This window comes from Mediterraneibacter faecis (assembly GCF_055383675.1).
Genome location: NZ_AP043803.1, coordinates 137,501 through 163,276 on the forward strand (window position 1 = coordinate 137,501; position 25,776 = coordinate 163,276).

Consider the following 25,776-nt stretch of genomic DNA (forward strand, 5'->3'; position numbering starts at 1 on the left):
CATATGTTTACAAGCTGTGGAAGAGCTTTATATGCTCAACCGCGTACTTTTTGTAGAACGGTCCGGCGAGTTACGCTGGCTGGCGAGGTTAAGGACTAAAGGTCCGGAGCCGAAGGGAAACCAAGTCTGAATAGGGCGCATAGTCAGTCGGAGTAGACCCGAAACCGGGTGATCTATCCATGTCCAGGTTGAAGTTGCCGTAAAAGGCAATGGAGGACCGAACCCACATCCGTTGAAAAGGGTGGGGATGAGGTGTGGATAGGGGAGAAATTCCAATCGAACCCGGAGATAGCTGGTTCTCCTCGAAATAGCTTTAGGGCTAGCCTCATACGAGTCTTGCGGAGGTAGAGCACTGAATTCCTAAGGGGGCGTCAAAGCTTACTAAGGGATATCAAACTCCGAATGCCGTGTAGATGATGTATGGGAGTCAGACGATCCGAGATAAGTTGGGTGGTCAAAAGGGAAAGAGCCCAGACCAACAGCTAAGGCCCCAAAATGTGTGTTAAGTGGAAAAGGATGTGGGATTTCGAAGACAACTAGGATGTTGGCTCAGAAGCAGCCATTCATTCAAAGAGTGCGTAATAGCTCACTAGTCGAGAGGTCCTGCGCCGAAAATGTCCGGGGCTAAAACACACTGCCGAAGCTTTGGAATTGAGAATTCAATTGGTAGAGGAGCATTCTTAAAGGGACGAAGCAGTACCGAAAGGAGCTGTGGACTTTTAAGAAGAGAGAATGCCGGAATGAGTAGCGAGAGGAAGGTGGGAATCCTTCCGGCCGAATATCTAAGGTTTCCAGAGTAAAGCTGATCTGCTCTGGGTAAGTCGGGGCCTAAGGCGAGGTCGAAAGACGTAGTCGATGGATAACAGGTTGAAATTCCTGTACTATCCTGTAACAGAACTGTGGGGACACAGGCAGAGAGCGTGAGCCGGGAATGGAAAGACCGGTACAAGCGAGGTAGGAGAAGAGTTGGCAAATCCGCTCTTTAATCTGAAGACGTGATGTGGACTGAAAATAAGTAGGGAAGCACGTGAGCTGACTGTCAAGAAAAGCCGCTATTGTTTGCAGGATACCCGTACCGTAAACCGACACAGGTGGATGAGGAGAGAATCCTAAGGCCGACGGGAGAAGCATTGTTAAGGAACTCGGCAAAATGACTCCGTAACTTCGGGAGAAGGAGTGCCAGTAAGATGGCCGCAGAGAATTGGCCCAAGCAACTGTTTAGCAAAAACACAGGTCTATGCAAAACCGAAAGGTGAGGTATATGGGCTGACGCCTGCCCGGTGCTGGAAGGTTAAGGGGAGAGGTTAGCGCAAGCGAAGCTTTGAACTTAAGCCCCAGTAAACGGCGGCCGTAACTATAACGGTCCTAAGGTAGCGAAATTCCTTGTCGGGTAAGTTCCGACCCGCACGAAAGGCGTAATGATTTGGGCACTGTCTCAACAATGCACCCGGTGAAATTGAAATACCAGTGAAGATGCTGGTTACCTGCGCCAGGACGGAAAGACCCCATGGAGCTTTACTCCAGCTTGATACTGGGATTCGGTATTGCATGTACAGGATAGGTGGGAGGCTAGGAAATGGTAACGCCAGTTGCCATGGAGCCAATGTTGGGATACCACCCTTGCAGTACTGGGTTTCTAACCAGCAGCCGTGATCCGGCTGGGGGACAATGTCAGGTGGGGAGTTTGACTGGGGCGGTCGCCTCCGAAAGGGTATCGGAGGCGCTCAAAGGTTCCCTCAGAATGGTTGGAAACCATTCGAAGAGTGCAAAGGCAGAAGGGAGCTTGACTGCGACACCGACGGGTGGAGCAGGTACGAAAGTAGGACTTAGTGATCCGGTGGTATAAAGTGGGATTGCCATCGCTCAACGGATAAAAGCTACCCTGGGGATAACAGGCTTATCACTCCCAAGAGTTCACATCGACGGAGTGGTTTGGCACCTCGATGTCGGCTCATCGCATCCTGGGGCTGAAGTAGGTCCCAAGGGTTGGGCTGTTCGCCCATTAAAGCGGTACGCGAGCTGGGTTCAGAACGTCGTGAGACAGTTCGGTCCCTATCCGGCGTGGGCGTAAGATATTTGAGAGGAGCTGTCCTTAGTACGAGAGGACCGGGATGGACTGGCCGCTGGTGTATCTGTTGTCTTACCAAAGGCATAGCAGAGTAGCCAAGCCGGGAAGGGATAAACGCTGAAGGCATCTAAGCGTGAAGCCCCCCTCAAGATGAGATATCTCATAACGTCAAGTTAGTAAGACCCCTTGAAGACGACGAGGTAGATAGGGCAGAGGTGGAAGTGTGGTAACACATGGAGCTGACTGTTACTAATAGGTCGAGGGCATAACCAAAGCAGTGATAGGTTTGGATGATGATGTTGGTTTTAACTGTATGTAGTTTTGAAGGTACATAGCTTTCTGAAAATTGAAGAATGGCCCAGTGGCTCAGTTGGTTAGAGCGCCGCCCTGTCACGGCGGAGGTCGAGAGTTCGAGTCTCTTCTGGGTCGTTATGTGGGATCTTAGCTCAGCTGGGAGAGCATCTGCCTTACAAGCAGAGGGTCACAGGTTCGAGCCCTGTAGGTCCCACTTAACATGGATGGATTCCCGAGTGGCCAAAGGGGACAGACTGTAAATCTGCTGCAAATTGCTTCGGTGGTTCGAATCCACCTCCATCCATTAACCGAAAGGTTATAAGCCGATGTGGCTCAATTGGCAGAGCAGCTGATTTGTAATCAGCAGGTTATCGGTTCGAGTCCGATCATCGGCTTTTCTCTTTTGAGAAATTAATTTAATATCGCGGGATGGAGCAGTCTGGAAGCTCGTCGGGCTCATAACCCGAAGGTCGCAGGTTCAAATCCTGCTCCCGCAACTCAGACTTTTATAGTCTATGCCCAGATAGCTCAGTTGGTAGAGCAGAGGACTGAAAATCCTCGTGTCACTGGTTCGATTCCGGTTCTGGGCATTTTTATTTGCAAAAAGTGAATAAAATGATACGGGCGTGTAGCTCAGGTGGTAGAGCACTTGACTTTTAATCAAGTTGTCCGGGGTTCGAATCCCCGCACGCTCACTGAAAGAAAGCAGTAATCTATTATGATTACTGCTTTTAACTTTATATAAATAAAATATGGCATTAGGAGAATCTATCATTATTCAGATAGGTTCTTTTTACAAATAAGAGGTTATTATGGAATATTTATATGAAAAATTAACTGCATATGAAAATTCAGATTATTATGCATTTCATATGCCTGGACATAAGCGTAACATGGAGCTCATGAGAGCCAGGTTACCATATAATATTGATATAACGGAGATAGATGGATTTGATGATCTTCATCATGCAGAAGGATTATTGAAAGAATTACAGGAGAATGCAGCCAGAGTATTTCAAGCGGAAGAGACGCATTATCTGGTTAATGGGAGTACAGTTGGACTTTTGAGTGCAGTGATGGGATGTACGGAGCGTGGTGGTAGAATCTTGATGGCAAGAAATTGTCATAAATCGGTATATAATGCGGTATATATGAATGAATTACGACCGGTATATATTTATCCGGAGTTTTCAGAAGAGACAGATCTTAATGGAGAGATCCATGTAGACCAGATAAAGAAGTTACTTGAAGAATATGAAGATATTCAGGCGGTTGTTATTGTTTCACCGACTTATGAAGGAGTCGTGTCGGATATTGAAGCAATTGCGGAAATCGTGCATAAATATAAGATTCCCCTGATTGTCGACGAAGCACATGGTGCACATTTTGGATTTCATTCATATTTTCCGCAAAATGCGAATACACGGGGGGCTGATGTGGTGATCCATAGTCTTCACAAGACACTTCCGTCTTTAACTCGAACAGCATTGCTTCATATAAATGGGAGATATGCTGATCGTGAAAGGATAAGAAATTATTTGCATATGCTTCAATCCAGCAGTCCTTCTTATATTTTAATGGCGTCCATTGATGAGTGTGTCCGGGGAATGGATGAGTGCAGAGAAGAAATCATGGACACTTATGTTGAGTGTTTGCAGCAAGCAAGAGAGAGACTGAAGCAGTTAAAGAATATAAAATTAATTGAGGCAGAACATTATGACCGGTCAAAGATAGTATTATCTGTAAAAAATCTTAAGAATACAGATGGGGAAGTTTTGAATGGAAAACGATTTCAGGAAATGCTGAGATCTTATCATTTGGAGATGGAGATGGCTTCCGGGTCTTATGTGATTGCTATGACAGGACCGGGAGATACACAAGAAGGAATGGACAGATTGGTTCAGGCAGTGATGGAGATTGATAAAAATATTCTGTGCGAAGAGCTTTCAGGGAATGATGAGGATCATACTATAAAAAATATTTCTTATGAAATGATTCCATTAGAACAAGCATATTCTTCCTTTGAAGCAGGGAGAATGGAAGGTGAGAGTGTGAAATGGAATGAGGCATCAGGAAGAATCTCATTGGAATATGTCTATCTTTATCCACCGGGAATCCCAATGATTGTTCCTGGAGAGAGAATTACTTCTACTATTGTGCAAAAGATGGTAAAATATAAAGAGATGGGTTTTTCCATTGAAGGGCTAAGCCAGGAGAATTGTTTATTAGTTGCGGGGAATCCAGAATAAAGAACCGACAGGCTGGAAGTTGAGAATACGAATCCAGATGCATGTTTAAGAGCAGGAGAAAAAGTATGGGTAAAATATTTTATATTATGGGAAAAAGTGCTTCCGGGAAGGATACGATTTACAAAGAATTGATAGAAAAGATGCCCAAATTTCATTCAATCGTTCCATATACAACACGTCCAATGCGTGAGGGTGAGAAGGACGGAGTGGAATATTTCTTTGTCGATCAGGAACGATTTGATGAGATGATGGACGAGGAGAAAATCATCGAGTTTCGTTCTTACAATACAAAGTGTGGAATCTGGACTTATTTTACAGCAGATGATGGACAGATTGAATTGTGGCAGTATGATTATCTTGTGATCGGAACAATTGAGTCATATTATGCATTGAAAGAATATTTTGGTGATGATGTTATGGTTCCATTATATATAGAAGTAGAAGATGGATTAAGACTGTCGAGGGCGTTAGAAAGAGAACGGGCACAGACGAAACCGCAGTATGCAGAACTGTGCAGAAGATTTCTTGCAGATGCAGAAGATTTCTCGGAGGAGAATCTGGAAAGGGCGGGAATCAGGCGGAGATTTCAAAATATTGATAAGGAAACTTGTATGGAAGAAATTTTGCGAGAAATAAACGTGAATTTATGATATACTTAAATGGTAGTTCATAGTTTTGTAAGAAAATGATGTTAAAATTATGAATATACTATTGTTAGGTGGATAATTGTGAGAATATTATCCGCTAAAGAGGAAATAAGATACACGGCAGGTGATAGAAATGAGTAGTTTTAAAGATGTAGTAGGGCACAAAAACATAATCAAGTATATTTCGAGCGCAGTTCAGGCTGATGCAGTATCGCATGCATATATTCTGAATGGCGAAAGAGGATCTGGAAAGCGGCTTCTTGCGAATCTTTTTGCTATGAGCCTGCAGTGCCAGAATCGTGAGGAAGACGGAGAGGCATGTGGGAAATGTCAGTCCTGTAAACAGGCACAGAACGGTAATCAGCCGGATATTATTAAGGTGACACATGAGAAACCGAATACGATCAGTGTTGATGATATTCGTACACAGGTTAATAATGATATTGTGATCAAGCCGTACAGCAGCAAGTATAAGATTTATATTATTCCAGAGGCAGACTTAATGAGTGCCCAGGCACAGAATGCATTGCTTAAGACAATTGAGGAGCCACCGGAATATGCGGTGATCATGCTTCTGACAGAGAATGCAGAGGCTTTACTGCCAACGATTCGTTCCAGATGCGTTATGATGAAACTTCGTAATATTAAAGATCAGCTCGTAAAGAAATATCTGATGGAGCAGATGGAGATTCCTGATTATAAAGCAGATGTCTGTGTAGCATTTGCCCAGGGAAATATGGGAAAAGCGATTATGCTTGCGACATCAGAATATTTCAATGAGATTAAGGAAGAAGTTGTACATTTACTTAGAAATATTGATGAGATGAATGTTTCAGAACTGATGGATGCAGTGAAAAAATGTATGACATATAAGATGGAGATTAACGACTATCTGGATATGATCGCAATCTGGTACAGAGATGTATTAATTTATAAGGCAACTAAGAATGTAGACAGAGTAGTATTTTCTGATCAGCTGAGATATATCAAGGCGCGTGCAAGTAAGAGCTCTTATGAAGGAATTGAGAATATTTTGAACGCAATTGAAAAGGCGAAAGCCAGACTGAAAGCAAATGTTAATTTTGAACTGACAATGGAACTGCTCTTGCTTACAATAAAGGAGAATTAGATACATGACAAAAGTAATAGGAGTAAGATTCCGAACAGCGGGAAAGATTTATTTCTTTTCCCCGGGAGAGTTTGAAATCAAACAGGGGGATCACGTAATCGTGGAGACAGCACGGGGAATCGAGTATGGACGTGTTGTCAGTGCACCAAAAGAGGTGGACGATGATTCAGTGGTTCAGCCTTTGAAGTCTGTGATTCGTATTGCAACAGAGCAAGACGAGAAGACGGTAGAGAAGAATCGTCAGAAAGAGAAAGAGGCTTTTAAGATTTGTCAGGAGAAGATCCGCAAGCATGGACTGGATATGAAACTGATTGAAGCAGAATATACTTTCGATAATAATAAAGTCCTGTTTTATTTTACAGCGGACGGACGTATTGATTTCCGTGAACTTGTAAAGGATCTGGCAGCTGTATTCAGAACAAGAATCGAGCTTCGTCAGATTGGGGTCAGAGATGAGACGAAGATTCGCGGAGGAATTGGTATCTGTGGACGTCCATTATGCTGCAGCACATATCTGACAGAGTTTGCAGCGGTATCAATCAAGATGGCAAAGGAACAGAACCTGTCCCTGAATCCGACAAAGATTTCAGGGGTCTGCGGAAGATTGATGTGTTGTCTGACGAATGAGGAAGAGACTTATGAAGTGCTTAACAGTCAGTTACCTTCTGTTGGAGATAATGTGACAACAAGTGATGGATTGACCGGAACAGTACATTCTTTGAGTGTACTTCGCAGACTTGTGAAAGTTATTGTTAATCTGGAGAATGACGAGAAAGAGATTCGCGAGTATAAGGCGGATGATCTGAAATTCCGTCCGAGAAGAAAGAAACAGAAAGTATCGAAAGAAGAGCAGAAGAAACTAGCTGCGCTTGAACGGATGGAGAAGAAAGAGGGAGCTTCGAAGTTAGATGACAAATAATCTGAGACCAGGCGAGCGTCTGGATGATCTGCAGCTTGGAGGATTAGAATTGATCCAGAATCCTTCAAAATTCTGTTTTGGAGTGGATGCAGTATTTCTCTCTGATTTTGCAAAAGTAAAGCCGGGAGAGACCGTGCTTGATATGGGAACCGGGAATGGAATCATCCCGGTTCTACTTGCAGGAAAGACGAAAGGAAAGCATTTTACAGGGCTTGAGATACAGGCTGAGACTGCAGAAATGGCAAGACGCAGTGTTGCACATAATCATCTGGAAGACAGAATTAACATTGTAACCGGAGATATTAAAGAGGCGGCAGAACGATTTAAGCCGGCCTTTTTTGATGTGATCACAACGAATCCGCCTTATATGTTAGCGGATCATGGACTTCGGAATCCAGATGACAGTAAGGCGATTGCACGGCATGAGGTGTTGTGTACATTAGATGATATTTTAAGAGAAAGTATGCGGCTTCTTCAGGATAAAGGCAGATTTTATATGATTCACAGACCGTTTCGGCTGACAGAGATTTTGACGAAGATGCATGAATATAAGATTGAACCGAAACGGATTCAGTTTATTCATCCGTATATAGATAAAGAACCGACAATGGTTCTGGTGGAAGGAATGCGTGGGGCAAAACCTAGAGTGACAATAGAGCCACCAATCATTATGTATACGAAGGATGGGACTTTACTGCAGAAGAACGGAAATAATTCTGAAAAACAAAGGTAACTGAACAGTTACAAAGTCATGGGAGATGAAGATGGCAGGAACATTATATTTGGTAGCAACACCGATTGGAAATCTGGAAGATATGACATTTCGTGCGATCAGAACATTGAAAGAGGTAGATCTGATCGCAGCAGAAGATACAAGAAACAGTATTAAGCTGTTAAATCATTTCGAAATACAGACGCCAATGACAAGTTATCATGAATATAACAAGTTTGATAAAGGTCGTAAACTGGTGGAGAAGCTGGAAGAAGGACTGGATATTGCGGTGATCACAGATGCAGGTACACCTGGGATCTCTGATCCGGGAGAAGAACTGGTGAAAATGTGTTATGAAACAGGGATTCGAGTAACTTCTGTTCCGGGACCGGCGGCATGTGTTACAGCGCTTACAATGTCAGGACTTCCGACAAGAAGATTTGCATTTGAGGCATTTCTTCCGACAGATAAGAAAGAGCGGGAAGAAGTTTTAAAAGAGATGGCTGCTGAGACAAGAACGATCGTAATGTATGAAGCACCGCATCGTCTGGTAAAGACTTTGAAACTTCTTTCAGAGCGTCTGGGAGATCGAAAAGTAACGGTTTGCAGAGAACTGACCAAAAGGCATGAGACAGCATTTCAATCAACACTTGAAGGAGCAGTAGCTTATTATGAGGCGAATGATCCGAAGGGAGAGTGCGTGATTGTAATTGCAGGGAGAAGCCGGGAAGAAATCCGTCAGGAAGAAAAAGAGCGCTGGGAAGATATGAGTATTGAAGACCATATGGAGTACTATATTTCTCAGGGAGTGGATCGAAAAGAAGCAATGAAAAAGGTTGCGAAAGACCGCGGCGTTCAGAAGCGTGAAATTTATAATTACCTGGAGAAGCAAAAATCATAAGAAGCATGTTTTGAGAGTTGCTTGGGTAAAAAATGAGAGGACAGCTTACATGCTGTCCTCAATTACTTTTCCGTCTTTCATAAAAATGACACGAGAATTCAGGGAAACGGCTTCTTCGTAGTTATTTGTGACATAAAGAACCGTAATTCCAAGCTCTTTGTTAATTTTGAGAATATCATGGATCATATCTTTCCGAAGATCATCATCCTGATGAGCAAAATCTTCATCTACAAGCAGAACTTTTGGGTGGCAGACAATAGCCCGACCGAGTGCAACACGCTGGCGTTCAGAATCAGAAATAGAACGAATTTTTTTCGTAAGAATGTCTGAAATTCCAAGAAAAGCGGCAGCAGTCTTTACGCGGGTACTGATAACTGTACGCGGAAGATCACGAAGCTTCAGTCCAAGTGCCATATTATCATAGACATTCATGTGCTTATAGAGAATGTAATTCTGAAATGCCATGGCAAGCTTCCGGTCGCGTGGAAGAATGTCATTTAAAAAGGTATTATCAAGATAGATCTTTCCGGAAGTAATATCTTCCAGGCCGCCAATCATCCGTAAAATTGTAGATTTTCCGCATCCGCTTGGTCCGTGGAATACAACAAATTCACCGTCCTCGATCGAGAGGCTGACATCGTCTACAGATACGAATCCGTTCGGATATACTTTTTTCAAATGTTCAAATATTAAGCTGGCCATACACAACGCCTCCTGTATCTTATATAGTTGTATTTTATCACAAATAAAGAGGGGATGCATTACTGTTTGGAAACAAATTTGAGAGATGTATAAATAAGGAAGCCGATGCATAAAATTAGAGAAATAACTGTCGGAGTCTGCTATGTTGATTCAATTTTGGAAAAGGCGGAAGAAGCAGTGTGTAAGTATTGTATGTAGTATCAGTATTCTTTTCAGTTCTATTTTCTTTTTAAACGGTTGTGAAGCAACATTTTTAGAAGAAAAAAAGAGCAGTAAAGAGGTGGAGAATGAAAGATTTACATCGTTTACAGAAAAATTGTTTTGCAAAGAGGTGGCTGCAAGTCAGATCAGTCTGCACTATACATTAAAAGAGCCAGAAGCGTATGGGATTGATAAAGCGGATACCGCATATGGAACGATACAGACAGACAGTACTCAGATTAAGACAGCAGCGGAGAATATACAGCAGGCATTGTATGCATTTTCTTATGAAAAACTGAATGTAAAGAATAAAATTACATACGATCTGTTAAAGCAATATCTGAGAAGTTTGAGAGAAGAAGCGGATTATCTGTATTATGAAGAACCGTTGAATACAGTCAATGGAGTACAGACGCAGATTCCAATTGTATTATCTGAATATCAGTTTTATGACAGGACAGATGTGGAAGAGTATCTGGATGTTTTAAGTGAGACAAGGGATTATTTTCAACAGATCATTGCATTTGAAAGAGAAAAAGCAGACAAAGGATTGTTTTTGTCAGATGAAATGGCGGATCAGGTGTTAGAACAATGTAATGCATTTCTTGCAATGGGAAATGGAAATTATCTGTACTCGACATTTGTGTCCAGAATTGGTGAATTACAGGAACTGTCTGAAAAAGAAAAGAGTGATTATATTCAGCAGAACGCCAGGCAGATGGAAGAGCAGGTTTGTCCGGCGTATGAGGATTTGATACAGGCGGTTAAGGAATTGAAAGGGAAGGGAACGAATGAAAAGGGATTGTGTTATTTTCCGGAAGGGAGAAAATACTACGAATGGTATATACAGCAGAGTGTAGGAGTGACAGACACGATTCAAGAGCTTGAGCAACTAACACGCAGACAAATTTCAGAAGATATTACCGGTATGGAAGAAGCAGTCAACGAAGCGAAGCAGGCAGCAACAATATTGGAAGATGGGAAAGCAGAAAGAATTTTAGAAAAGTTAAAAAAAGGGATAGGGACTGCATTTCCTGAGATTCCAAAAACTTCTCTGCGGATAAAATATGTACCGGAGGAAATGCAGGAACATTTAAGTCCCGCATTTTATATGATACCGGCAATTGACTATACAGAAGAAAATGTAATTTATGTAAACCAAACACAGATGCGAGATGATTTGGCACTGTTTACAACGTTGGCACATGAGGGGTATCCGGGACATCTGTACCAGACAATATTTTTTGAAAGCACGAATCCTGATCCCGTCAGGAGTATTTTAAATTTTGGCGGATATGTAGAAGGCTGGGCAACTTATGCGGAAATGTGCAGCTATTATCTGATGCCGTTATCTAAGACTCAGGCAGCAATTCTTCAGAAGAACAGTTCAGTGATTCTTGCACTTTATGCATTGGCAGATATGGGAATCCATTACGAAGGATGGAGCAGAATGGATACAGTAGAATTTTATGCAAAATATGGGATTAAAGATGCTGAAACGGTTGATAAAATCTATAATCTGATTCTGGGATCGCCGGGAAATTATTTGAAATATTATATCGGATATATAAAATTTCTGGAGTTGAAAAAGGAATGGATAAAATCTGGAAATCAATCCCAGAAAGAATTCCATAAAGCTGTGCTGAGTGTGGGTCCGGCGCCTTTTGAAATTGTAGGAAAATATTTTTCTCTGTGATTCATTCTGTGTTATAATATCCACAGGCACAAAATAATAAGAGGCGGTGTCTCAAGAAAAGAGTCACTGCTTTTTTCATTTATTATAAAGAAACTATTTAGAAAGACAGGAGGACGTGAAAAATGAAATTAATGATTGCATCTGACATCCATGGATCAGCATTTTATTGTGAACAGATGATTGAGTCTTATAAAAGAGAAGGCGCAGACAAATTATTATTATTAGGGGATATTCTTTATCATGGACCGAGAAATGATCTGCCGGAAGGATATGCACCGAAGGCAGTGATCGCAATGCTTAATCCAATGAAGAAAGAACTTCTTTGTGTGAGAGGAAATTGTGATACAGAAGTGGATCAGATGGTATTGGAGTTCCCAATTCTGGCAGATTATTGTTATCTGAATCTGTCAGGAGATCCGGAAGAAAAGAACAGTGATGTTACAATATTTGCAACACACGGACATGTGTATAATCCGCATAAGCTTCCGATGTTGAAAGACGGAGATATTCTTTTGAACGGACATACGCATATTCCGGCATGTGAGGAAATCCTTGATATGAACGGTGGAAAATATCAGTACTTAAATCCAGGTTCTGTCTCGATTCCGAAAGAAGGATCCGAGCACAGTTATATGATTTATGAAAACGGTGTATTTACATGGAAGAATCTTGCAGGAGAGGAGTATCAGACATGGAAGACCGTTTCGCACTCTTAATCGATGCGGATAATGTATCTGCAAAATATATTAAGCCAATCCTGGATGAATTATCTAAATATGGAAACGTGACTTACAAACGAATTTACGGAGACTGGACAAAGTCAAACAGTGCGAGCTGGAAGGAAGAACTTCTTCAAAATTCTATTACGCCGATTCAGCAGTTCAGTTATACACAGGGAAAGAATTCTACAGATTCTGCCATGATCATTGATGCAATGGACATGCTCTATACAAGTGAATTGGAGGGGTTCTGTCTGGTATCAAGTGACAGTGATTTTACAAAGCTTGCAAGCCGGCTTCGTGAAAGTGGAAAGATGGTAATCGGAATGGGCGAGGACAAGACACCGCTTCCGTTCCGTAAAGCCTGTGATATCTTCACCGTATTAGAGGTGCTTCTGGAAGACAACACGATAGAGAAGGAAGAGAGCGAAGGAAAGTCTTATCATCCGCATGTGTTTGGAAGGGGACAGAAGAAAATTTCCGGTGCTTCATTATCATCGCCGAATGGAAGAGGTTCAAAAGAAAAGATTGAAAAGGTATCAAAGGAAAAAATAGAAGAAATCGTGGTTAAGATCATTACGGAAAACCAGAATAACGACAGGGAAACCGGGCTTGGTGAAGTTGGAAGCCGGCTGGTCAAAGTATATCCGGACTTTGATGTTCGACGTTATGGTTACAGTTTGTTATCCAAGTTCCTTGAAACTTTACCGAAATTAAAGCTGATCCAGGAAGGAACGAAAGTTTCAGTTACTTTGTATGAAGATAAGAGTAAGAAAGATATGCTTGAAGAGTATATTATCCGACAGATCCAGATGACAGGGGATCAGGGGATCTCTCTTGGAACACTGGGGAATCGAATTCGTATTCAGTTTGGTGATTTTAAAGTACGGGATTATGGATACTCACAATTTAAGCAGTATATACAAAGTTTTCCAAAGGTAGAATTGATCGAAGATGGAGAGCGTACCCGCGCTGTTTATGTGGAAGATTAAAAGTAGAGAGAATAAGATACAGAAGGGGGTGCTGATTAATGATAAAGAAATGGAACGCAGTATGTTCCTGGATGCTTACGTTATTCTTACTTGGACATATGCTTACCATGTCCATTCCTGTGTTGACAGGTGGTGGACAGGATTATTCTAATTGTCAGATACTCGCAGGAGGGATCGTGGCGACAGTTTTGATTCATATAGTTCTTTGTATTGTAAGTTATTATCCAAGACGTGGAATACTTAATTTTCACAGATACAGGAAAGAGAATTGGAGATTAATTACGCAGAGAATCAGCGGAATTGTTATACTGATTTTATTGTATCCACACATGAGAGTACTTCATCTTATAATAAGTGGAGCATCATTTTCTGGTGGAGCAAAGTTTCTTGTATTAGTGACGGAGATTCTCTTTGCAGGCGCGGCATTTCTGCATCTGAGTGTATCGTTCAGCCGTTCTATGCTGACGCTTGGTTTGTTGAGGAACGATAGGATGGAGAAGCTTGTGGATTGTGTAACATGGATCATCTGTGGATTATTAATGGTTCTTACGGTGGCTGCGCGGATAAGATTGTAGGAACAGGTGAGATTTTTAGGAAAGAGAAGATGACAAATGAAGGTATTAATTATAGGAAATGGAATTGCCGGGATGTCTGCTGCAATAGAAGCAGCAGAACTTGATGATGAGGTAATTCTTGTATCACCGGTTCAGTCAGAACGTACACAGTCAGTTATGGCAGCAGAAGGAATCAATGCAGTAGTTGATACCGCAGAGGAGGATTCTGTAGTGTGGCATGCGAATGATACGCTGGAGAGTGGGTGTTTTCTTGAAAAAGAAGAGGATGTGAGAAATCTCTGTGAGAAAGCACCGGAACATCTGAAATGGCTGGATGAGATGGGAGTTCTTTTTGATCGAAATGAAGATGATACATGGAAAGTGAAAGCTTCCGGAGGACAGAGTAGAAAAAGAACTGTTTATTCAGGTAATTCCATTGGAAAACAGATTGTTACGGCAATGACACAGAAATGCCTGGAGTATGAGATTAAAGGTAAAATAGAAAAGAAAATTGGATTGTATTTTTATTCCGCTCTTATTCGGGATGAAAAGTGTTATGGAGCGTTATTTTATAATCCAGAATCTAAAATGTTGATTCCGGTTTATGCGGATGCAGTAATCTGTGCTACCGGTGGAATGAACAAGCTATATGGAAAAACCACTGGATCTGAATTAAATGATGGTTATGTGACAGGAAAGCTTTTTTTACAGGGAGTGCAGCTGAGAAATCTCGAATTTATCCAGTATTATCCGACCACGGTTCAGCGAGGAAATAAGAGGGTTATAATCTCGGAATCTGTCAGAAGTGAAGGTTGGAGACTTTATTATAAGAATAGAAGTCACAGTGTTTATTTCATGGAAGAAAAGTATGGTACGGAAGGCAATCTGATGTCAAGAGATCTTGTCGCAAGAGAAATTGCAATGTGTCCCGGACAGGTTTATCTGGAGAATGCAAAAGAATCGATCCCTGTAACGCCGGCAATCCATTTCTTTATGGGTGGTATTAAAGTGGACGGAATGCATCAGACGAATATTGCAGGATTGTATGCTGTGGGAGAAGCTGCGTCAAAATATCATGGTGCAAATTGCCTTGGTGGAAATTCATTGATGACAGCAGTTCATTCGGGAAGAACAGCAGCGCATGCGGTGCATGAGGGACAGGGTCAGCCGATGTGCGAAGAATTGTTTGTTCCTTATATTGAGCATGAGCAGGAGAAAATTGATCGTATGGAACAGATGTCAGAGTATCGGGGCAAGTATTCAGCGACAGCAACACTGCGTAAATTAATGAAGATCATGAGTTATGGTATGGATTTGATCCGTGATGGAGAAGTTCTTCAGGATAGTATTTACGCATTGGATTCCAGCTTGAATGAGCTGAGGACATTTCCGATTGATCCAATGGTATCTGTTTATGAAAATTACAGACTATATCCGATGGCTGTTCTTGGAAAAGCGACACTTATGAGTGCCGTGGAAAGACGTGAATCAAGAGGAGCTCATTTCCGAAAAGATTTTCCAGGTGAAAAATCAGAATTCATGAAATGTTCCGTTGCAGAGTTTAAAGACGAAAAAATCAGGATTTATTTTGAACAGGAGTCAGGAGAAAAGGGAGGCGCTGTGAGATGAAAGTAAGAATCAAAAGACAGGATGGCCGAAGATCAGCGCCGTATTGGCAAGTTTTTCATTTCAGAGGAGAGGGCAGAATTACAGTAGCTGCGATTCTTGAGAAGTTAAATGAACGTGACCAGCTGGAAGATATCAAAGGAAAACAATGTAGAAAAATCCGTTGGGAATGTGGTTGTATGCAGAAAATGTGCGGAAGTTGCGCAATGGTGATCAACGGGCATCCGGCATTGGCATGTGGAGTGTTCATTAATACAGATGATACAGAGATTTTAAGGCTGGAACCGCTTACAAAATTTTCGGTTGTGGAAGATCTGATTGTTGACAGATCTGTGATATGGGAACGTCAGAAGGAAGCATTGATGTACCTTGGAATTCGGAAACATCCGGATCCGAAAGAGCATGATCATCAGTATTCGGCAGCAAAGTGTCTGAAATGTGGACTTTGTCTGGAAGTATGTCCGAATTATCTTGGGGTAAAAGATGATTTCTATGGCGCAGAGTTTGCAAATAACGCGTATCTTCTGCATTCTTCCAGTCTGAATCGAAAGCGGGCATTGGAGAAACAGTATGAAGAACATTTTGCGAAGCAATGTTCGAAATCACTGGCATGCAGAGATATCTGTCCGGCGCACCTGCAGACGTTGTCGTCGATTTCTTATATGAATAGAAGATAGAAATGAGTCAGGTATTATTCGCTGGATGCGGTTTCTCAGTGGGAAATGCAAGGAGATCGGAGAAAAATTGGAAAAAGAGAATTAGAATCTATAAGAGGCGGGTACAGTACAATGTATCCGCCTTTAAAAATAATGAGTTGTTAAATAAATTGATTGGCATAACGATTAATAATTCTTCAAATATCTAATAACCTTTTCGGTCACAGCGTTCTGATACTTTCCTTTTCTCCAAATAACACCAATGCGCTGTTCAATTGCAGGAAAGACAGGTATTCCGACAAGATCTGGGTACATATCTACCATAGATTTATATAAAAAGCAGCCAATCTTATCGGCCTTTACCATGTTGATCAGTGTTGTGATCTGGCTGGTGTTTAGTACCACATGGGGATTTACTCCTGCGGCCTTGAACTGACGGGTCAGTGTCATAACCTGGACAGAATCGGTGTTAAAAAGAACTAATGGCTCGTCAGTCAACATATTTAGAAGAAGCGTGGATTGTTCTGCAAGTGGATGCTCCTTTGATACGCAGAAGAGCAGATCTTCATTATCAATAACATGAAGGTTGCATTTATCAATCGCAAACTGTTCTGCATTGACAATCGCGAGGTCAAGTTTCTCTTCCAGAACAAGTTCACAGGCTTTGATCGATCCATATTCATATAGGCGCAAATCCACATCAGGGAATTCTTCCTTCAAAGAAAGATACATATCCGGCAGATAAATGGTTCCAAGCATGGGAGGGATTCCAATACGGACAGGGGTGATCTGCTTCCGGAGTTCATGAAGTTCAGATCTGACTGCATCTGCATGGGCTAAAAGCTCCTCAGCACTTTGATAGAATTTTTCTCCTTCCGGTGTCAGTGTCAGTTTATTATTATTTCGGTAAAAGAGATTAATACCAAATTCTTCCTCCAAAGCTTTAATCGCATTGGATACCGAAGGCTGGGTGACAAAAAGTTCTTTGGATGCGCGTGTGATATTGTGATATCTTGCAGCAACACAAAAGTATTCAATCTGAGTTAATTTCATATACGAATTCCCCCAATCTTATAGTATATATAATTTTTTTGCAAACATACTTTCCATAGTTTTTTCTTATAGTACCATATTTTTTTTAGAATGTACATTTTCACATGTTTTTTTTATAATACAGCCATAGCAAAGAGGTAATCAAATCGGCCGGAAATTACTTAAAGCGAAGCTCAAAAAAGCTGAAAAGGACTTGAAAAAGTCAGGAAGTAAAACAAAAACAGAAACAAAGGAATGGAGGAAAACATATGAGTCCATCAACAATAACTCTTCTGTTTCTCCTGTTTGCGGTAATCATGTTTGTATTAGAAAAGATACCGCTTGGAGTAACATCAATGATTGTCTGTATCGGTCTTGTAGTGACTGGGGTTTTAGACGTGAAAACAGCTTTTGCAGGATTCATTGACAGTAACGTAATCCTATTTGTAGCGATGTTCATCGTAGGGGGTGCGTTATTCGAAACTGGTATGGCGAATAAAATCGGAGGAATTGTTACGAAATTCGCCAAGACAGAAAGAATGCTGATCATTGCGATCATGATAATCGTAGGACTGATGAGCGGAATTCTGTCAAACACAGGAACGGCAGCAGTGCTGATTCCGGTAGTTATCGGAATTGCTGCGAAATCAGGATATAAGAGATCCAGACTTCTGATGCCGCTTGTATTTGCAGCAGCTATGGGAGGAAATCTTTCCCTGATCGGTGCACCTGGAAACCTGATCGCACAGAGTGCACTCAGCGAGATTGGATTAAAATTTGGATTTTTTGAGTATGCAGTTGTTGGTATGCCGATTCTGATTGTAGGAATTCTTTTTTATGCAACAATCGGTTACAGACTGCTTCCAAGTCACGATGTGAAAGACGACGGAGCTTTTGATACAACAAAGAATTTCGATAATGTGCCGAAATGGAAACAGTGGTTATCACTGATCATCCTGGTATTTACATTGCTGGCGATGATCTTTGAAGATAAGATCGGTATCAAGCTTTGTATCTCCGGTGGAATCGGAGCACTGCTTCTGATCCTCACAGGAGTTATCTCAGAGAAGGATGCGCTTAAGTCAATCGATCTTAAGACAATCTTCCTGTTCGGTGGTACACTTTCCCTCGCATCTGCTCTTCAGGAGACAGGAGCCGGAGAAGTGATCGCTAATAAAGTAATCGGAGCGTTGGGTGCGAACCCATCTCCATATATCCTGACACTTGTTGTATTCCTGCTGTGTTGTATCATGACAAACTTCATGTCAAATACAGCAACAACAGCACTGATGGTTCCAATCTGTCTCTCAATTGCACAGGGGATGGGAGCGGATCCAAGAGCGGTACTGATGGCATGTGTAATCGGTGGTTCCTGCGCATATGCAACACCAATCGGAATGCCTGCGAACACAATGGTAGTCGGAGCCGGTGGATATAAGTTTATGGACTATGTAAAAGCAGGATTCCCATTGATCATCATTGCAACAGTTGTAAGTATGATTATCCTTCCAATCGCATTTCCATTCTTCCCGTAAGAAGACATGTTGTTGGAGTGAGATATAAAAGAAACTATAAAACATGAACTAACCTAATCATCAAAGTTACTGGAAATTGCAGCAGTAATGAAAGGAGACCTAAAAATGGATAAAAAAGCACAGGTAGAGCAGCTTACTACTTATATGGCGAACTTTGTTTCCTATATTGGTAAAGTACTGCCGGATGACATCAAAGCAAAGATTGACGAGCTTGCAGAAAAAGAAGACAGCCCGCTTTCAAAGGTTATTTATCAGACAATGCAGAAGAACCAGGTTCTTGCAAAAGAGCTGAACAGACCAAGCTGTCAGGACACAGGAGTATTACAGTTCTGGGTAAAATGTGGAACAAACTTCCCGCTTATTGGAGAACTGGAAGGACTTTTAAAAGAAGCAGTTGTGAAAGCGACATTTGAAGCTCCGCTTCGTCATAATAGTGTTGAGACATTTGATGAGTACAACACAGGAAAGAATGTAGGAAAAGGAACACCGACAGTATTCTGGGATATCGTACCGGACAGTGATCAGTGCGAAATCTATACATACATGGCAGGTGGCGGATGTACACTGCCAGGAAAAGCTATGGTTCTTATGCCAGGCGAAGGATACGAAGGAGTTACAAAATTTGTCCTTGATGTTATGACATCTTACGGACTGAATGCATGTCCTCCGCTGCTTGTCGGAGTCGGTGTTGCTACATCTGTTGAGACAGCAGCATTACTTTCCAAGAAAGCTCTTATGAGACCGCTTGGAAGCCACAATGAAAATGAACGTGCAGCGTCTATGGAGAAACTGCTTGAGGATGGAATTAACGCAATTGGACTTGGACCTCAAGGAATGGGCGGAAAGTATTCTGTTATGGGAGTTCACATTGAGAATACAGCAAGACATCCATCCACAATTGGAGTTGCTGTTAATGTTGGATGCTGGTCACACAGACGTGGACACATTGTATTTGATAAGGACCTTAACTACACAATCACAACACATTCGGGGGTGACATTATAATGCTGGAAATAAAAGATGGAAAAAAGATTTTAACAACACCAGTCTCAGCTGAGGATCTCAAAGATATTCATGCAGGAGATATCATTTATCTGAACGGAAGCATGACAACTTGCCGTGACGTTGCACACAGAAGACTCGTTGAAGAAGGACGTGAGCTTCCGGTTGATGTAAAAGATGCAGCAATCTTCCACGCAGGCCCGATCATCAGACCACTTGAGAATGACAAATTTGAAATGGTTTCTGTAGGACCGACAACAAGTATGCGTATGGAAAAATTTGAGTATGAATTTGTAAAAGAGTCCGGAGTTCGTGTGATCATCGGAAAAGGTGGAATGAAAGAAAACACAGAGCGTGCATGTAAAGAATTCGGAGCAATCCACTGCGTATTCCCAGCAGGAAATGCTGTTGTTGCAGCAACAGAAGTTGAGGAAATCGTTGATGCTCAGTGGAGAGACCTCGGAATGCCTGAGACACTGTGGCACTGCCGCGTAAAAGAGTTCGGACCACTGATCGTATCTATTGACACAGAGGGACGCAACCTGTTTGAAGAGAACAAAGTAGTCTTTAATGAGAGAAAAGAAAAAGCGATCGAAGAGATCTGCAAACATGTAAGTTTTATTAAATAAGTTGTGTCAGGACATTAAAGTTTACTCGAAAAATCTGAGCCGCTCATGCCTGAAAAGCGACTCAGATTTATGAAATCAGAAATTAAACCAATTTTACTGCCATGTAAAAATATACCATAAAATATAAGCCAAATGATCTGTTCGGCCAGGGACAGATGAAAAAGATATCGGAGCACACGAAAAATGTAAGTGTGCTTCGATATCTTTTTTGTTTTGCAAAATCTATTTATTTTGTTCCGAAAATGCGATCCCCGGCATCCCCAAGTCCCGGACAGATGTAAGCATCTTTGTTCAGTTCTCTGTCAATATGTCCTACGTACAGCTGAATATCCGGATGTGCTTCCATCAGACGTTCTACGCCCTCCGGAGCAGCAATGATAGCCATGAATTTGATCTTCTTTCCGCCATGTTGTTTGATAAAATCAACAGCAGCAACAGCAGAACCACCTGTAGCAAGCATAGGATCTGTAACAACGATCAGACGTTCAGAGATTGGGCTTGGCAGTTTGCAGTAGTATTCGTGTGGCTCATGTGTCTCCTCATCACGATACAGACCAATATGACCAATCTTTGCAGTCGGGACTAAAGCCTGAAGACCGCTTACCATTCCAAGACCGGCACGTAAGATTGGTACAATAGCAAAGTTCTTGCCTGCAATCTGTGGGGTCATACATTTTTCAATCGGTGTTTCGACTTCCACATCTTCTAATGGAAGGTCTTTTAAAGCCTCATATCCCATTAACATAGCAATTTCTTCTACCAGCGCACGGAATTCAGCAGTTCCTGTATTTTTGTCTCTTAATCGGGAAATCTTATGCTGAATCAGTGGGTGCTTCATCTCAATTACATTATTCATTTTGAATTCCTCCATTCATTTTCTGCCCCCTATTATAACGAGTTTCTTGTTTTGAGACTACCCCTTTTTTTAATAAAAGGGACTTTCGAACAAGATTATTGAAAGTTTGTCGAGTTTTATTTCATACAATGAATAGGTAGCTTGAGTTTTATAAGATATTAGAGTAAAGTAATATTAAAAGAAGTCAAGAATTTCTACAGGCACTGTTCAAGGTAGCTGTGCCCTCAATGGCATAAGATATAAAGTGGTAGAGAGGTGAAAAAATTATGAAAAATTATTCAGAAGATCCGAGCAGACAATACCATATTCAGGTAGCAAAAGGAGAAGTTGGACGTTATGTGATCATGCCGGGAGATCCAAAACGCTGCGTTAAGATCGCACAGTATTTTGATGATCCGGTTTTGGTAGCAGATAACAGAGAGTATATTACTTATACAGGAACACTGGACGGAGTAAAGGTAAGCGTTACATCTACAGGTATCGGTGGCCCGTCTGCATCAATCGCTATGGAAGAGCTGTATAAATGTGGAGCAGATACTTTTGTAAGAATTGGAACATGTGGCGGAATGCAGACAGAGATTAAAAGTGGTGACGTTGTAATCGCAACAGGTGCGATCCGTATGGAAGGAACATCCAAAGAATACGCACCGATCGAGTATCCTGCAGTAGCAGATCTTGATGTTACAAATGCATTGGTTGCAGCAGCGAAAGAGAAAAACTTCACACATTATACAGGTGTTGTTCAGTCTAAAGATGCATTTTACGGACAGCATGAGCCAGAGAAAATGCCGGTAGGATATGAACTTATCAATAAATGGGAAGCATGGAAGATGATGGGATGCCTTGCATCTGAGATGGAATCAGCAGCAATGTTTATCTGTGCATCTAAATTAAGAGCAAGAGCAGGTTCTTGTTTTCTTGTTGTTGCAAATCAGGAAAGAGAGAAACTTGGTCTTGCGAATCCAGTTGTTCATGATACAGATATGGCAATCCAGGTAGCCGTTGAAGCAATTCGCAAATTGATCAAAGCAGACCAGAAAAACAAATAAGAAAACAGGTAGTAGCATATGAAAGAAAAGAGGGGGCTGTGATGGAACAGGTTATGGTTGAGAAATTGATCGATACAGCGATTGAGCAACTTAAGTTTTCCTATACACCTTATTCGAATTTTAAAGTTGGGGCAGCGCTTTTAACAAAGAGCGGAAAGATCTATACAGGATGTAATATAGAAAATGCATCTTATACACCAACAAATTGTGCGGAGAGAACTGCATTTTTTAAGGCGGTAAGCGAAGGTGTTCGTGATTTTCAGGCAATCTGCATTGTCGGTGGCAAAGATGGAAAATTGACGGAATACACTGCGCCATGTGGTGTATGCCGTCAGGTCATGATGGAATTTTGTAATCCGAAGACATTTCAGATCATTCTTGCAGTGGATAAAGAACGATATGAAATTTATACTTTAGAAGAGCTGATGCCTCTTGGGTTTGGACCATTAAATTTGGTATAATATATACGAATTAAAAGCTGACGAAGGAAGGGGGATTTAACAATGACAAGGGAAGATATTATAAAATTGCCAAAGGTGGAATTGCACTGTCATCTGGACGGATCACTGAGTCGGGAATTTGTGGAAAAGAGATTGGGAAGACAGGTGGGAAAAGAAGAACTGAGCGTGTCAGATGACTGTACAAGTCTTGCAGAATATCTGGAAAAGTTTGATCTGCCGGGACAATGTTTAAGAGACGAAGAAGGTCTTGAGGAAGCCGGATATGATGTGCTTAGAAGTATGAAACAGGAGAATGTGATTTATTCTGAGATCCGTTTCGCCCCCCTTCTTTCAGAGACAGATGATATGAATTGTAACAAAGTGATAGAAGCAGTCCTAAGAGGTCTTGAAAGAGGCAAGAAAGAGTTCGGAATTGACTTCGGTCTGATTGTATGTGCGATGCGGCATCACAGCGAAGAAATGAACTGGCGCATGATACGTACAGCGAGAGAATATCTTGGCTCAGGAGTGTGTGCAGCAGATCTTGCAGGAGCAGAAGCCATCTACCCTATGTCAGAGTTTAAAAATCTGTTCCAGAACACCCACAAGATTGGGATGCCGTTCACAATCCATGCAGGGGAGTGTGGAAGTGCTCAGAATATTATAGATTCTGTGGAGGCCGGTGCAGGAAGAATCGGTCATGGAATTGCAATGAGAGGACATAGTGATCTGATCAAAGAACTTGCAGGAAAAGGAATCGGAATTGAGATGTGCCCAATCAGTAATCTGCAGACAAAAGCAGTAGCAGGACCGGAGGAATACCCGATCAGAGAGTTCTTGAATGGCGGTTTAAAAGTAACGGTCAATACGGACAATCGTACGGTCAGTGATACAACAATGACAAAGGAACTGGAATTTATTCAAAACACATACGGAATCCAAGATGATGAAATCTATCTTTTGATGAAGAATGCAGCAGATGTAGCTTTTGCAACAGATTCTGTAAAAGATAAATTGTACCGGATGATGGGGGAAGCTTATGGCGTATAAGTATTTACACGAAATGTTACCGGTTTTCAAGTTCAGAAAACAAAGAAAAGGAGTGTGGAAATTATGTATAAGAAATTAGTTACATGTCTTGAAAGTGTAAGAAAGAAGATCGATTTTAAACCAGAAGTGGCACTGATTCTCGGATCCGGACTTGGAGACTTCGCAGATGGGATCAAGATTGAGCAGACCATCGATTATACAGAGATTGAAGGATTTCCGGTTTCTACAGTAAAGGGACATAAAGGACGCTTTGTATTTGGTTATGTAGAGGATACACCGGTTGTGATCATGCAGGGACGTGTTCATTATTATGAGGGATATAAGATGTCTGATGTTGTTCTTCCGACACGTCTGATGGGAATGCTTGGGGCGAAGAAGATTCTTCTTACAAATGCGGCAGGTGGATGTAATCCATCTTATAAAGCCGGAGATTTCATGATGATCACAGATCATATTACAACAGGAGTTCCAAGCCCATTGATCGGACCGAATATTGATGAACTTGGAACAAGATTCCCGGATATGAGCGAAGTGTATAGCAAGCGTCTTCAGGATGTGATCCGCAAGTGTGCAGCGGAGTGTGGCGTTGAGATTCAGGAAGGTGTTTACGTTCAGTTTACAGGACCGAACTATGAAACACCGGCAGAAATAAGACTTGCACAGAGCTGGGGCGGAGATGCAGTCGGAATGAGTACCGCATGTGAAGCTATGGCGGCACGTCACATGGGCATGGAAATCTGTGGAATTTCCTGTATCACAAATATGGCAGCAGGAATCTCAAAAGAGGAACTGAATCATAAAGAAGTACAGGAGACAGCAGACCGCGTAGCAAAATCATTTAAGGAGCTTGTTACAAAAGTTGTTGTAAACATGTAATGGGGTGTGATTTTTATGAAAAAATATAATCGAATTTTTACAATTGTGATCGATTCATTCGGAGCAGGAGCAATGCCGGATGCTGCAGAGTATGGGGATGCAGGAACAGACACAATGGGACATATTTCTGAGTCTGTGGATAAATTTCATATTCCGAATCTTCAGAAACTTGGAATCGCCAATTTACACCCACTGAAACAGGTGGCACCGGTAGAAAGACCGATGGGATACTATTCTTTCCTGAAAGAAGCAAGTACCGGAAAGGATACGATGACCGGACATTGGGAGATGATGGGACTTCATATCACGAAGCCATTTAAGACATTTACAGAGACGGGATTTCCGAAGGAATTGATTGACGAACTGGAAAAGAGAACAGGACATAAGGTAATCGGAAACAAGAGTGCCAGTGGAACAGAGATTCTTGATGAACTTGCAGAAGAAGAGATTGCAACAGGTCATATGATTGTCTATACATCTGCAGATTCTGTACTGCAGATCTGCGGAAATGAGGAGACCTTCGGACTGGATGAGCTTTACCGCTGCTGTGAGATCGCACGTGATATTACGATGAAAGATGAGTGGAAAGTCGGACGTGTTATTGCAAGACCTTATGTTGGAAAGAAAAAAGGTGAGTTTAAGCGTACAAGTAACAGACATGATTATGCGCTGAAACCATACGGAAGAACAGCACTTAATGCACTCAAAGATGCAGGATATGATGTGATCTCAGTCGGTAAGATTTTTGATATTTTCAATGGAGAAGGTCTGACAGAATCAAATAAGTCCAAAAGTTCCGTTCATGGAATGGAGCAGACGATCGAAATTTCAAAAAGAGATTTCAAAGGCTTGTGCTTTGTAAATCTTGTGGATTTTGATGCATTGTGGGGACACCGCAGAAACGTAAAGGGATACGCAGAAGAACTTGAACGATTTGATGTGAAATTAGGAGAATTTCTTGGTGGATTGAGAGAGGATGATCTTCTGATCATTACTGCAGATCACGGAAATGACCCGACGCACACAGGAACAGACCATACAAGAGAAATGGTTCCGTTTTTTGCATATTCTCCATCTATGGAAGGATACGGAAAACTGCCGGATTCAGATACATTTGCAGTGATCGGAGCAACGATTGCAGATAACTTCGATGTAAAGATGCCGGAAGGAACAATCGGAGCATCTATCCTGGATGAACTGAAATAAAAACTGAGAATGAAAATAATACGAAAAGCAAATTAA

Annotated in this window: 23 protein-coding genes, 7 tRNA genes and 1 rRNA gene (1 of these 31 running past the window's edge); 28 read left to right on the forward strand and 3 right to left on the reverse strand. The window is 41.7% G+C overall.

All coding sequences use genetic code 11. The features are described from left to right. The 14 genes from ACZ47Z_RS00645 to rsmI form a co-directional block, all read left to right on the forward strand. Window positions 1-2,341, forward strand: a 23S ribosomal RNA gene (locus ACZ47Z_RS00645); it begins 549 nt to the left of the window's first position. A gap of 82 nt (window positions 2,342-2,423) precedes the next feature. Beyond that, window positions 2,424-2,497, forward strand: a tRNA-Asp gene (locus ACZ47Z_RS00650). 6 nt (window positions 2,498-2,503) lie between these two features. Continuing rightward, window positions 2,504-2,576: transfer RNA gene (locus ACZ47Z_RS00655), tRNA-Val, on the forward strand. Window positions 2,577-2,584: 8 nt separating this feature from the next. Further along, window positions 2,585-2,666: transfer RNA gene (locus tag ACZ47Z_RS00660), tRNA-Tyr, on the forward strand. An 18-nt stretch (window positions 2,667-2,684) separates the two neighbouring features. Next, window positions 2,685-2,757, forward strand: a tRNA-Thr gene (locus ACZ47Z_RS00665). 28 nt (window positions 2,758-2,785) lie between these two features. Next, window positions 2,786-2,859, forward strand: a tRNA-Met gene (locus ACZ47Z_RS00670). A 20-nt stretch (window positions 2,860-2,879) separates the two neighbouring features. Then, window positions 2,880-2,952 (forward strand) — tRNA-Phe (locus ACZ47Z_RS00675). A 32-nt stretch (window positions 2,953-2,984) separates the two neighbouring features. Next, window positions 2,985-3,057 (forward strand) — tRNA-Lys (locus ACZ47Z_RS00680). 117 nt (window positions 3,058-3,174) lie between these two features. Then, window positions 3,175-4,611, forward strand: a complete 1,437-nt coding sequence (locus ACZ47Z_RS00685) for an aminotransferase class I/II-fold pyridoxal phosphate-dependent enzyme (RefSeq protein WP_464525759.1) — start codon at window positions 3,175-3,177, stop codon at window positions 4,609-4,611. A 65-nt stretch (window positions 4,612-4,676) separates the two neighbouring features. Beyond that, window positions 4,677-5,261 carry a nucleoside/nucleotide kinase family protein gene (locus ACZ47Z_RS00690; protein ID WP_054754154.1) on the forward strand — a complete coding sequence of 195 codons (585 nt, stop codon included), beginning with the start codon at window positions 4,677-4,679 and terminating at the stop codon, window positions 5,259-5,261. 130 nt (window positions 5,262-5,391) lie between these two features. Further along, window positions 5,392-6,387, forward strand: coding sequence for a DNA polymerase III subunit delta' (holB, locus tag ACZ47Z_RS00695; RefSeq protein WP_117569960.1), 996 nt, complete (start codon window positions 5,392-5,394; stop codon window positions 6,385-6,387). A 4-nt stretch (window positions 6,388-6,391) separates the two neighbouring features. After that, window positions 6,392-7,306 carry a PSP1 domain-containing protein gene (locus ACZ47Z_RS00700; protein ID WP_015529431.1) on the forward strand — a complete coding sequence of 305 codons (915 nt, stop codon included), beginning with the start codon at window positions 6,392-6,394 and terminating at the stop codon, window positions 7,304-7,306. Next, window positions 7,296-8,039, forward strand: a complete 744-nt coding sequence (locus tag ACZ47Z_RS00705; protein ID WP_464525760.1) for a tRNA1(Val) (adenine(37)-N6)-methyltransferase — start codon at window positions 7,296-7,298, stop codon at window positions 8,037-8,039. The genes ACZ47Z_RS00700 and ACZ47Z_RS00705 overlap by 11 nt, the downstream gene beginning before the upstream one ends. A 31-nt stretch (window positions 8,040-8,070) precedes the next feature. Beyond that, complete coding sequence (rsmI, locus tag ACZ47Z_RS00710) at window positions 8,071-8,919, forward strand: 16S rRNA (cytidine(1402)-2'-O)-methyltransferase (RefSeq protein ID WP_054754150.1); 849 nt, start codon at window positions 8,071-8,073, stop codon at window positions 8,917-8,919. Window positions 8,920-8,964: 45 nt separating this feature from the next. Here the strand turns inward: rsmI and ACZ47Z_RS00715 are convergent, their stop codons facing one another. Further along, window positions 8,965-9,621, reverse strand: coding sequence for an ABC transporter ATP-binding protein (locus tag ACZ47Z_RS00715; protein WP_054754148.1), 657 nt, complete (start codon window positions 9,619-9,621; stop codon window positions 8,965-8,967). 142 nt (window positions 9,622-9,763) lie between these two features. Here ACZ47Z_RS00715 and ACZ47Z_RS00720 point away from each other — a divergent pair, with 142 nt between their 5' ends. The 6 genes from ACZ47Z_RS00720 (at window position 9,764) to ACZ47Z_RS00745 (ending at window position 16,086) form a co-directional block, all read left to right on the forward strand. After that, window positions 9,764-11,518, forward strand: coding sequence for a DUF885 domain-containing protein (locus tag ACZ47Z_RS00720; protein WP_464525761.1), 1,755 nt, complete (start codon window positions 9,764-9,766; stop codon window positions 11,516-11,518). 122 nt (window positions 11,519-11,640) lie between these two features. Beyond that, a complete protein-coding gene (gene yfcE / locus ACZ47Z_RS00725) occupies window positions 11,641-12,234 on the forward strand; it encodes a phosphodiesterase (protein WP_226871694.1) in 594 nt (197 codons plus the stop codon). Beyond that, window positions 12,210-13,229: an NYN domain-containing protein gene (locus ACZ47Z_RS00730; RefSeq protein WP_118175428.1), complete on the forward strand. Its 1,020-nt coding sequence runs from the start codon at window positions 12,210-12,212 to the stop codon at window positions 13,227-13,229. The genes yfcE and ACZ47Z_RS00730 overlap by 25 nt, the downstream gene beginning before the upstream one ends. Before the next feature lie 38 nt (window positions 13,230-13,267). After that, window positions 13,268-13,804 carry a hypothetical protein gene (locus ACZ47Z_RS00735; protein ID WP_054754144.1) on the forward strand — a complete coding sequence of 179 codons (537 nt, stop codon included), beginning with the start codon at window positions 13,268-13,270 and terminating at the stop codon, window positions 13,802-13,804. A gap of 36 nt (window positions 13,805-13,840) precedes the next feature. Further along, window positions 13,841-15,412, forward strand: a complete 1,572-nt coding sequence (locus tag ACZ47Z_RS00740) for an FAD-binding protein (protein WP_278824418.1) — start codon at window positions 13,841-13,843, stop codon at window positions 15,410-15,412. Next, window positions 15,409-16,086 carry a 2Fe-2S iron-sulfur cluster-binding protein gene (locus tag ACZ47Z_RS00745; protein WP_464525762.1) on the forward strand — a complete coding sequence of 226 codons (678 nt, stop codon included), beginning with the start codon at window positions 15,409-15,411 and terminating at the stop codon, window positions 16,084-16,086. Before ACZ47Z_RS00740 ends, ACZ47Z_RS00745 begins: the two co-directional genes overlap by 4 nt. 165 nt (window positions 16,087-16,251) lie before the next feature. Here the strand turns inward: ACZ47Z_RS00745 and ACZ47Z_RS00750 are convergent, their stop codons facing one another. Beyond that, entirely contained in the window at window positions 16,252-17,118 is an 867-nt protein-coding gene (locus ACZ47Z_RS00750) for a LysR family transcriptional regulator (protein ID WP_464525763.1), read from the reverse strand. A gap of 248 nt (window positions 17,119-17,366) precedes the next feature. Here ACZ47Z_RS00750 and ACZ47Z_RS00755 point away from each other — a divergent pair, with 248 nt between their 5' ends. From ACZ47Z_RS00755 to ttdB, 3 genes are all read left to right on the forward strand, one after another. Then, window positions 17,367-18,632: an SLC13 family permease gene (locus ACZ47Z_RS00755; protein WP_464525764.1), complete on the forward strand. Its 1,266-nt coding sequence runs from the start codon at window positions 17,367-17,369 to the stop codon at window positions 18,630-18,632. A gap of 105 nt (window positions 18,633-18,737) precedes the next feature. Beyond that, window positions 18,738-19,637, forward strand: coding sequence for a L(+)-tartrate dehydratase subunit alpha (ttdA, locus tag ACZ47Z_RS00760; protein WP_020436783.1), 900 nt, complete (start codon window positions 18,738-18,740; stop codon window positions 19,635-19,637). Continuing rightward, window positions 19,637-20,263: a L(+)-tartrate dehydratase subunit beta gene (ttdB, locus tag ACZ47Z_RS00765; RefSeq protein ID WP_015529418.1), complete on the forward strand. Its 627-nt coding sequence runs from the start codon at window positions 19,637-19,639 to the stop codon at window positions 20,261-20,263. Before ttdA ends, ttdB begins: the two co-directional genes overlap by 1 nt. A 226-nt stretch (window positions 20,264-20,489) precedes the next feature. Here ttdB and upp read toward each other — a convergent pair whose 3' ends face one another. Continuing rightward, window positions 20,490-21,119, reverse strand: a complete 630-nt coding sequence (gene upp, locus ACZ47Z_RS00770) for a uracil phosphoribosyltransferase (RefSeq protein WP_020436784.1) — start codon at window positions 21,117-21,119, stop codon at window positions 20,490-20,492. Window positions 21,120-21,385: 266 nt separating this feature from the next. Here upp and udp point away from each other — a divergent pair, with 266 nt between their 5' ends. From udp to ACZ47Z_RS00795, 5 genes are all read left to right on the forward strand, one after another. Further along, on the forward strand, window positions 21,386-22,168 hold the full coding sequence (gene udp / locus ACZ47Z_RS00775; protein WP_054754130.1) for a uridine phosphorylase: 783 nt from the start codon (window positions 21,386-21,388) through the stop codon (window positions 22,166-22,168). After that, entirely contained in the window at window positions 22,165-22,629 is a 465-nt protein-coding gene (locus ACZ47Z_RS00780; protein ID WP_464526035.1) for a cytidine deaminase, read from the forward strand. Before udp ends, ACZ47Z_RS00780 begins: the two co-directional genes overlap by 4 nt. 42 nt (window positions 22,630-22,671) lie before the next feature. After that, window positions 22,672-23,658, forward strand: coding sequence for an adenosine deaminase (gene add / locus ACZ47Z_RS00785; RefSeq protein WP_464525765.1), 987 nt, complete (start codon window positions 22,672-22,674; stop codon window positions 23,656-23,658). Window positions 23,659-23,721: 63 nt separating this feature from the next. Next, on the forward strand, window positions 23,722-24,534 hold the full coding sequence (locus tag ACZ47Z_RS00790; protein ID WP_464525766.1) for a purine-nucleoside phosphorylase: 813 nt from the start codon (window positions 23,722-23,724) through the stop codon (window positions 24,532-24,534). Between the two features lie 15 nt (window positions 24,535-24,549). After that, window positions 24,550-25,740 carry a phosphopentomutase gene (locus ACZ47Z_RS00795; RefSeq protein ID WP_464525767.1) on the forward strand — a complete coding sequence of 397 codons (1,191 nt, stop codon included), beginning with the start codon at window positions 24,550-24,552 and terminating at the stop codon, window positions 25,738-25,740. Window positions 25,741-25,776: the final 36 nt, after the last annotated feature.